The sequence below is a fragment of the Ensifer sp. 4252 genome, assembly GCF_050434565.1.
Taxonomy (GTDB): Bacteria; Pseudomonadota; Alphaproteobacteria; order Rhizobiales; family Rhizobiaceae; genus Ensifer.
Genome location: NZ_JBNDIU010000059.1, coordinates 1 through 8,819, shown reverse-complemented (window position 1 = coordinate 8,819; position 8,819 = coordinate 1). Strand labels below are relative to the sequence as shown.

Annotated in this window: 5 protein-coding genes and 4 pseudogenes; 4 read left to right on the top strand and 5 right to left on the bottom strand. The window is 59.8% G+C overall.

From position 1 onward, the window contains the following. Positions 1-94: pseudogene (locus tag ABIE33_RS35935) on the bottom strand (alpha/beta hydrolase); the annotation flags it as partial. A gap of 198 nt (positions 95-292) precedes the next feature. Next, positions 293-493: pseudogene (locus ABIE33_RS35930) on the bottom strand (IS3 family transposase); the annotation flags it as partial. 132 nt (positions 494-625) lie between these two features. Between ABIE33_RS35930 and ABIE33_RS35925 the strand changes: the two are divergent. Then, positions 626-815, top strand: a pseudogene (locus tag ABIE33_RS35925) (transcriptional regulator). Positions 816-1,049: 234 nt separating this feature from the next. Here the strand turns inward: ABIE33_RS35925 and ABIE33_RS35920 are convergent. The 3 genes and pseudogenes from ABIE33_RS35920 to ABIE33_RS35910 all read right to left on the bottom strand — a co-directional run bounded on the left by ABIE33_RS35920 (position 1,050) and on the right by ABIE33_RS35910 (position 6,306). Further along, positions 1,050-1,784 (bottom strand): annotated as a pseudogene (locus ABIE33_RS35920) (SDR family NAD(P)-dependent oxidoreductase). A 296-nt stretch (positions 1,785-2,080) separates the two neighbouring features. Beyond that, positions 2,081-5,194: an efflux RND transporter permease subunit gene (locus tag ABIE33_RS35915; RefSeq protein WP_429133886.1), complete on the bottom strand. Its 3,114-nt coding sequence runs from the start codon at positions 5,192-5,194 to the stop codon at positions 2,081-2,083. Next, a complete protein-coding gene (locus ABIE33_RS35910; RefSeq protein ID WP_429133884.1) occupies positions 5,194-6,306 on the bottom strand; it encodes an efflux RND transporter periplasmic adaptor subunit in 1,113 nt (370 codons plus the stop codon). The genes ABIE33_RS35915 and ABIE33_RS35910 overlap by 1 nt, the downstream gene beginning before the upstream one ends. A 97-nt stretch (positions 6,307-6,403) precedes the next feature. On the opposite strand from ABIE33_RS35910, the gene ABIE33_RS35905 reads away from it, so the two are divergent. From ABIE33_RS35905 to ABIE33_RS35895, 3 genes are all read left to right on the top strand, one after another. Further along, a complete protein-coding gene (locus tag ABIE33_RS35905; RefSeq protein ID WP_429133888.1) occupies positions 6,404-6,988 on the top strand; it encodes a TetR family transcriptional regulator in 585 nt (194 codons plus the stop codon). Positions 6,989-7,040: 52 nt separating this feature from the next. Next, complete coding sequence (gene fabF, locus ABIE33_RS35900) at positions 7,041-8,318, top strand: beta-ketoacyl-ACP synthase II (RefSeq protein WP_429133883.1); 1,278 nt, start codon at positions 7,041-7,043, stop codon at positions 8,316-8,318. A gap of 174 nt (positions 8,319-8,492) precedes the next feature. After that, the coding region (locus ABIE33_RS35895; RefSeq protein WP_429133881.1) for a hypothetical protein at positions 8,493-8,819 on the top strand (327 nt) is incomplete at its 3' end.

Sequence of the window (8,819 nt, the reverse complement as noted above, 5' to 3'; positions counted from 1 at the left end):
GGACGAGAATGACTGTGGGCTTTGCGGGCTGGGCAATTGCACTGCCGGACAGGAGAGCTGCGGCAAAGGCAAGGGTGGCGGCGAGTTTGAACATGCTGATATCGTTTGTGGCTTGAGATTTAGATTCAGGCGCGAGGGGTTTTGATGGCGCACGATTAGTTTGTGCGCAATATATACTACCTCGAAAGGATCATGTCAACTGCGCGAATAAATCGCGTGCGACTCATTGTGGAAGCGAACCCCAGGACGAAGCCAGACCATCAGTTGCGTCGCAGATCGCCCGTGCGAGAGTCAGCCGCGCTTTCTCGTCCTCCAGCTGCTTCAGCTTCTTCATCCCCGGCGGCAACAGCCCGGCGTATTTTTTCTTCCAGTTGAAAAAGGTCGCCTGGCTGCATTTCGGTGACTGCTTCGCACTCACCTTTCGAGCGGCCAGGGGCTTCCTGCCTTCCGGCAGATCTAACTTCTGGGCGTCCGAAATCTGCGATGCCTTCATCGTCTTCCGTTCCTTTCCCAGTCAGGAATAGACACCGGAAAACTCAAGCCAAACTGGTCTGAAGGGTTAGATCACTCCCAACACTTTCACAAAGCCGAAGAAGGTCATATCGACCGGGACTGGCGAGGCTAAATGAAAGACCTCGCGTCGGCCGAAGCGGCAAACGTCTCGACCAACACAATCGTGCCGCTCGAACGCGGTGAAGAACCTAAACCACGAACTATCGCGGACAATTCGTTCCGCGTTCGAAGCTGCCGGCGTAATTTTCATCGACGGCCAATATAGTGGAGACGGCGGGCCTGGGATTCGACTGATAATTTAGTCCGATCGCTCGCAACGGCGTAAAAGCGTTCCACCCGATACATTATGCGATGTTTTTGGCCCAGAAGGTGAACGCTTCGGCAACCGCGCTATCCCCTCTTGGGTGAAGTCGAACCGGTGGCTGCCGTGTCTGTCAAGAAACGAAAACTGACCGGGGGTGTTTGCGAGGAATGATCGCACACGATACCGCTCGCGCCTGCTGGAGACGCTTGTTGGCATCGTGACGAACGTCAGTCTACGACATTCGCACCTTGCCGAGGCCGAATGATTTCCGCAGACTGCCATCGACCGCGTTTGCTGGCATGAACCTGCGCAGGCGGCTAAGAAGGGTTGCTTGCCCGCCAACCGGCTGACGCATTTTGTATGGGCCGTTGATCACTGCCAGAATTTTTTCAGCTACCACCTGCGGAGAAGGCGCTGACTTGATTTGAGCATGGACAGCCATGAGGGTCGCTTTCGTCTGACCCTCATAAACTCCCAATGGCGCCTGCGTACGCGCGGCATTTACGTCGAGCTTGGTGTTCGTGAACGTCGGTTCAAGCAGGACCACACGGGCGTTGAAACCTCGAATTTCATGGTCGAGGGATTCGGATAACCCCTCAAGGGCATGCTTGCTGCTGGCGTAGATCCCCATGAACGGCGCAGGCAAGAAACCCAAGACGGAGCTTACGTTGATGATAAGCCCGCTTCGTGCTGTCCGCATGGACGGCAGAGCGACCCGGATCATGCGAAGGGGACCGAAGACGTTTGTGTCGAAAACGGACGCTGCTTCGGCGATCGATGTATTTTCGACTGGACCCACCAGGGAGTACGTCTAGGGTCCCGAACCTTACCCCAGGGATAGGATTGGCGCGTCTGGGTCACATGCGCCACCAAACACTCGGTAACCATTGTGCGCGAGTAGACGGGCCGAGGCCTCGCCGATGCCCGAGGATGCCCCGGTTATTACGACTACTTTCTGTTCGGGCACAGCTGCCTCCTATCTTCTATTTTGTCCGACTAGTACCGTTACTGCCCCGCGTGCGGCTCCCCGCATCCCGCCACCCGACAAGCGCGTCGTCGGCTTTTGGCCTGGGGTTCGTGCGCAAACTATCAGGGGGAAAAGAAGCGCCGTCCGAAGCTGGCAAAGAAAGGCCGCCGAACTCCTGGGTCCCGGGTCCGGGTCGAGGCGACGCCGGACGAAGATTAGGGATCCTTGATGCTGGACCGTCGACATTCTCCTTCGCAGCACTTTGGGATAGGGCTATACACAATTTGAACATGTGGTCACTCCGCGGCGTTCGCGAGCTGCAATTGCGGAGCCTTCTCCTCTGCATGCCGATGCGTCTGCTGCTCCGTCGGCTTGATCTGGAACCAGGCCGCGTAGAGCGCCGGTAGAAACAACAGGATCATCGCCGTGCCGACGGCCGTGCCGCCAATGAGCGTATAGGCCATTGATCCCCAGAAGACCGAATGAGTGAGCGGAATGAACGCGAGAACCGCCGCCAGCGCGGTTAGGATGACGGGCCTCGTCCTCTGCACGGTCGCTTCGATGACCGCGTGATAGTCATCGAGGCCGGCTGCCTGGTTTTCCTTGATCTGCTCGGTCAGGATGAGGGTGTTTCGCATAAGAATGCCCGCCAGCCCAATCAGTCCGAGAATGGCGTTGAAGCCGAAGGACTGGTTGAAGAGGAGCAATGTCGGCACCACGCCGGCAAGACCGAGCGGCGCCGTCAGCATGACCATCGTCATCGTCGACAGGCTGCGAACCTGGAGGACAATAATGATCAGCATCGCCGCAATCATCACCGGGAAGATCTGAACAAGGGCGACGTTTGCCTTGAGCGATTCCTCGATATTGCCACCCATCTCGATGCGATATCCGGCCGGCAGCGAGGCGATCAGGGGCTGCAGGGCCTTCATCACCTCCTGGGAGACTTCCGGCGGCTGCATCGCCTCATTGATATCCGACCGGATGGTGATGACCGACGTGCGGTCACGGCGCTTCATGATCGGTTCCTCGAAGTGGATTTCAGAGTGGCCGATCTGATCGAGCGGAATCGGCCGGCCATCCCTGCTGATTAGCGAGAAGTCCGCCAATCTCGAAGGATCGAGCCGGTTTTCGCCAGCGCTGCGTGCAACCACCGGGACATTGCGGATGTTCTCGCGGACCTGGGTGATAGGAACCCCGGTCAGCAGGAGTTGCATCTGCTGCGCGGCTTCCGCCGGGGAAAGCCCGATGAGGTTGAGGCGTTCCTGGTCCGGAATGAACCGGAGCACAGGCGTTCGGTTGCCCCAGTCGCGATTTGCCTGACGAACGTCCGGCACGGTTTTCATGATCGCAAGAGCTTCCTCCGAGATCTGATAGAGCTTCTGGGGATCAGGCCCCATGATCCGGAACTCAACCGGAAACGGGGTATAGGGTCCAAACACGAGCTGTGTGACGCGCACGGATGCTTCCGGAGCGAGGCCGCCGGCGATGGCGGCGCGCATGCGATGCTTGAGCGCTTCGCGACCCTCGGCATCGGGGGTCAGCGCCACGATCTTGGCAAATGCCGGATCCGGCAGTTCAGGCCCCATGGCAAAGAAGAAGCGCGGCGCGCCCTGGCCGATATAGCTCGTAACAATCTTCGACTCGGCTTGCTCCTGCAACCAACGCTCGAGTTTTGCGACCGTGGCGGTGGTCGTTTCGATGCTTGTGCCTTCGGGCAGTCGAACCTCGACCAGGACTTCGGGACGGTCCGACGTCGGGAAGAACTGCTGCTTCACCGCGCCCATGCCCACAACGGAAACGCCCATGGCGACGACGACGACAGCGCATGTCACGAACTTGTAGCGTACCGCAAACTTGATGACTGCGCGCAGGCGCTGATAGTTCGGTGTGCCGTAAATGGCGGCGTGACCACCGCCGACTGGCTTGATGTCGGGGAGCATCTTCACACCGAGATAAGGCGTAAAAATCACCGCGACAATCCAGGATACGATCAGAGCAAAGCCGACCACCCAGAAGATGTTGCCGGCATATTCACCGGCCGTGGATCTGGCAAAGCCGACCGGCATCAGGCCGATGATTGTCACCAGCGTACCCGACAGCATGGGGGCCGCCGTATGGCTCCAGGCATAGGCCGCCGCCTTGATACGGTCCATGCCTTCTTCCATTTTCACGACCATCATTTCGATGGCGATTATGGCATCGTCGACGAGGAGCCCGAGCGCCAGGATCAGCGCGCCGAGCGTGATGCGGTCGAAAAAGCGGCCCGTCTCCAACATGATCAGAAAGACGACGGCCAGTGTCAGTGGCACGGCCAAGGCGACGACGATGCCGACGCGCCAGCCAAGGCTGACGAGACTGACGAACAGGACGACGCCGAGCGCCATGGCGAATTTCAGCATGAATTCGCCAACGGCCTCCTGGATGTTGACTGCCTGATCGCTGACCTTCGCCAATGTCATGCCGAGCGGAAGGGACTGCGCAATCGCCGCTGATCGTTCATATAGCGCCTTGCCAAGCTCCAGTCCATTCCAGCCCGACTGCATCACGGCGCCGAGCATGATGGCAGGCTCGCCGTCATGCCGAATGATGTAGGTCGCAGGATCTTCATAGCCGCGGCGAATGTCAGCGAAATCGGAAAGCTTCAGCGTGCGGCCGCCCGCGACGATCGGTGTATCGGCAATCGCTTGTATGTTGTTGTAGGCCCCATCGAAGCGGATGAAGACCTGCGGCCCGCGCGTATCGATCGAGCCGGCTGGCGTGACCCTGTTCTGATTTTGAAGGGCGGCGGCGATGTCCTGCGCCGAAATGCCGAGCGTGGCGAGCTTGGCGAACGAGAATTCGACGAAAATCTGCTCGGGCCGTTCCCCCAAAATGTTGATCTTCTTGACGCCTGGCACATGCAGGAGATCTTGCCGGATACCTTCCGCCTGGCGCACGAGGTCGCGCATCGGCATGCCCTTGGCTTTCAGCGCATAAAGGGCAAAGCTTACGTCCGAATATTCATCGTTGACGAAGGGCCCGAACACACCCGCCGGCAGGTTTCTCGCCTCATCGCCAAGTTTCTTGCGGGCCTGATAAAACTCCTCTTCCACCGCGCTCGCCGGCGTGCTGTCCTTGAGGGTGACCGTCAAAAATGCGTAACCGGGGCGGGTTGTCGTCTCCACCCGATCATACCAGGTGAGTTCCTGGATGCGCTTTTCCAGCGGCTCAGCGACGAGGTCCTGCATCTCTCGGGCGGTCGCGCCCGGCCAGACGGCCGTGACCGTCATCGTCTTGATCGTGAACGAAGGATCTTCCGCGCGCCCCAGCTTGACGAAGGCGTAGACACCCGCCGCAGCCAGCAAGACGATGAAGAACAGGGTGATCGCCCGCTCACGAACGGCGAGCGCGGAAAGATTGAAGTTCATCAGTTCGCCGCCTCTGCTTTTTCGACGCTGGTGCGGATGGTCGTGCCATCGGTCAGAAGATGCGCGCCAAGCGCGACTACCGCCTCGCCGGCATTCAGGTTCGTCACGATCGCGTTTTCTTCGTCGAGCCGTTCGACCTCTACTTCGCGAAAGTGAACGCTCGACGCTTTCGCATCGACCACCCAGACGCCAGTCCGGGTGCCATCGTCCAGGACGGCGCCGACCGGCACCTCGGCATGAATTTGGGCGTCCTTGTTCGGTATCCTGATCGTCACCGTTGCACCCAACGGCGCAGTTGCGGCTGCTCCCTGCAATACCCAGCGCGTTTCGTAGGTACGGGTTTGAGGATCCGCAGCAGCAGACATCTGCCGCAGGACCGCCGCTTCTTCCGCGTCGCGGCCATAAACGGTGGCACGGGCAAGGGCGCCGATCTCAGGCCTGATATTTTCCGGCATCCAGACCAGCGCTTCACGCGCCCCCGCCTTGGCAAGCCTGACGACTGGCTGACCGGCTGATACGACCTGGCCGGGTTCGCCAAGCGTCTCGACGATGGTGCCGTCGGCGTCTGCCACAAGGAGCGTGTATGTCGCCTCGTTTTCGGCAACCTTCGCCTCAGCTTCTGCCGCAGCAAGCTGCGCTTTCGCGGTATCGAGCGCAGTTTTGGACTGTTCGTACCTCTGTGGAGACGCCGCCAACCCGTTCTTGACGAGCGCCGCGTAACGCCTCTCGTCAGCCTGCGCTTGAATAAAGGTTGCTTTGGCGGCCGCAACCGCGTTGCGTTTGGCGGCGACGGCCAGACGAAGATCTGTCTCATCGATCCGCATCAGCGACTGCCCGGCCCGCACTTCGTTTCCGAGCTCCACCAGGCGTTCAACGATTTTCCCGGCAACGCGGAAGCCGAGATCACTCTGCACACGTGCGGCTACGGTTCCGGTAAAACTGCGAGCCCCCGCGTCCGACGTTCGCGCTTTGATGACGCTCACAAAGGGGACAGCGGTTCGAGGATCAGCAGCTATCGCGACCTTCTCATTGGGCCAGAAGACAAAAGCTGCGGTCGCAACCCCCGCTCCGACGAGGACAGCCGCCGAGGAGAGAACAAACTTCTTTTTCATGTGGTGACCCTTCTTGACGGTCGACGCGCTCTGAATAGATTGCATCCTAACTCTAAATCATATATAGATGTCAAATGAAATCTAAATGGAGATCATCATGAGAGTCAGTCGAGCCCAAGCGGAAGCGAACCGGGAGGCCGTGATCAATGCTGCCAGCAGGCTCTTTCGTGAGCACGGCTTTGACGGCATCGGTCTAAAGGATCTGATGAAGGGCGCTGGTCTAACCCAGGGCGGCTTCTACAAGCAGTTCGAGTCCAAAGAGGATTTGGCCGCACTCGCGTCAAGACGGGCCATGGAAAGCGCGACGCGCAGATGGTCATCCGTCGCAGCCTCGAGCTCCGATCCACTTCGAGCCGTCATCGATCTCTATCTTTCGGCCGGTCATCGCGGCGAAACCGCGGACGGATGCCCGCTCGTGGCGCTCGGGGCGGACGCGGCTCGCCAGAGTCCGGAGGTGCGGACACCCTTCCAGGATGGCATCAAGGCCCACCTCCAGGTGTTGGAGGAATTGATGCCGGAGCAAGGTGAACCCAATCCGGACGAAAAAGCCATGGTTGTCCTGTCGCTTCTGGTCGGCGCCGTCACGCTCTCCCGGATCGTGACCGACGAGGATATGTCAAACCGCTTGCTCGAAGCGGCCGCGAACGAGGTCAAGCGCCTCGCCCCGCTCAACAACGATTAGGACAACGCCTGTCCTGATCCCGCAATGCCATGCAGTACATCTTGGAGTCGTCATGCGTCGTATCGTCGTCACAGGCATGGGAGCGGTTAGCCCGCTCGGTGCCAATGTAACCACTTCCTGGAGCCGGCTTCTGGCCGGCAAGTCGGGCATTCGCCGTCTGCCGGACGACATCGTCGGCGATCTTCCTGCCAAGGTGGGCGGCGTCGTTCCTTCGATGAATGAAGATGCCGAGGGGGGATTTAACCCCGATACCGTCCTTCCGCCAAAGGATCAGCGCAAGATCGATCGCTTCATTCTGTTCGCGCTCGCAGCAGCGGAAGAGGCGCTCGCGCAAGCGCGCTGGAGGCCAAACTCGGAAGAAGACCGCCTGAGGACGGCAACGATCATCGCGTCGGGGATCGGTGGGTTTCCGGCCATAACCGACGCTGTCAGGACCGTCGATCAAAAGGGGCCGCGGCGCCTGTCGCCGTTCACCATCCCCTCGTTCCTGATCAATCTGGCAGCTGGTCAGGTGTCGATCCTACATGGGTTCAAAGGTCCGCTCGGGGCGCCGGTAACGGCGTGTGCAGCGGGTGTGCAAGCCATCGGCGACGCCGCGCGGCTCATTCGTGCGAATGAGGCCGATATCGCGATCTGCGGTGGAACCGAAGCCTGCATGAACACCGTGAGCCTTGGCGGCTTTGCCGCAGCGCGTTCGCTGTCCGCTGGGTTTAACGACACACCTGAGCTGGCGTCACGACCATTCGACATGTTGCGTGACGGCTTCGTGATGGGCGAAGGCGCCGGTGTGTTGGTGATCGAATCCTTGAGCCATGCGCTTGCGCGCGGCGCCCAGCCATTGGCCGAGCTGGTCGGGTACGGCACCACGGCCGACGCCCACCACATTACCTCGGGTCCTGAGGACGGGTCAGGCGCGGCAAGGGCGATGCAGATTGCGATCAGACAGGCAGGCATCGCCCCGCAAGAGATCCAGCACCTGAACGCACATGCGACTTCGACCCCTGTTGGAGACCGTGGGGAAATTGAGGCGATCAAGGCGGTGTTCGGGAAAGGGTCCGGTCTCGCGGTGAGCGGCACGAAGTCCGCGACCGGCCACCTTCTCGGTGCGGCCGGCGGGCTGGAGGCCATCTTTACGATCCTGGCACTTAGAGACCAGATTGCGCCACCGACCTTGAACCTAAACACGCCCGATCCGTCAAGCGACGGTATAGACATCGTCGCGCACAAGGCCCGTTCGGTCCCAATGCACTACGCGATCACCAATGGGTTCGGTTTTGGAGGTGTGAACGCAAGCGCGCTGTTCAAGCGCTGGTCCGCAATACGGGCGTGAGCATCAACCGAAAAGTCGCCACCGGCTACTCGACGCAACCTTTGATGCCACTCCTAAGGACCGGAGCGGGGTCGATTGGCACAACCGACCTTAGGATGCGGTGCAAGTGCCTTCTCCTATCGCCCAAGTCGCCTAGCGACTTTCCCGGAACTTGAGCCTATGCAGGAGATTACGATGCTGAAACGCTTTTTGGCAAAATGGCGACTCTGGGAGCAAGCGCTCGACGGGATAGATGACCTACACGGGGATCATCTCGTGAACCTGGAGAAGCGCGTGCGCATCCTTGAAAAGGAAATGACATTGTTGAAGGAAACGCCCTCCCCGGAATCTCCGATTGAGCGCCTCTTGTCTCTCGACAAGCTGAACGCTGAAGGTGGAAGGGGCTCTGTGGGCACTACTGCACTAATACAACACGACGACAGAACACCCACGGGACCGAGATTCGTGAGCTCTTGTATCCGTGGCATCCCTGGTCCGGGCGGCTCGTTCACGTCCATGGGG